This window comes from Massilia norwichensis (assembly GCF_024753245.1).
GTDB classification, from domain to species: Bacteria; Pseudomonadota; Gammaproteobacteria; order Burkholderiales; family Burkholderiaceae_D; genus Telluria; species Telluria norwichensis.
Window position 1 is genome coordinate 1 of sequence record NZ_JANUGX010000103.1, and the last position, 257, is coordinate 257.

Below are 257 nucleotides of genomic sequence, written 5' to 3' on the forward strand. Positions count from 1 at the left end.
ATTACTGCAGCAGCGACATGACCATCGAGGACATGCTGTTGGTCTGCTTGAGCATGGCGGTGCCGGCCTGCAGCAGCATCTGCTTGGAGGTCATGTTCGACGATTCGGTTGCGAAGTCGACGTCCATGATGCGGCCGGTTGCGGCGGCGGTGTTCGAGCTCACGTTCGACAGGTTGTTGTAGACGTGGTCGAGGCGGTTGGCGGCGGCGCCCAGCGAGGAGCGGACCTTGCTGACGCTTTCGATCGCGGTCTTCAGG

At 61.9% G+C, this 257-nt stretch carries 1 protein-coding gene; it reads right to left on the reverse strand.

The genetic code is table 11. The features are described 5' to 3' along the window. Window position 1: 1 nt before the first annotated feature. On the reverse strand, window positions 2-257 hold a 256-nt coding region (locus NX782_RS26310; protein ID WP_258848451.1), incomplete at its 5' end, for a flagellin.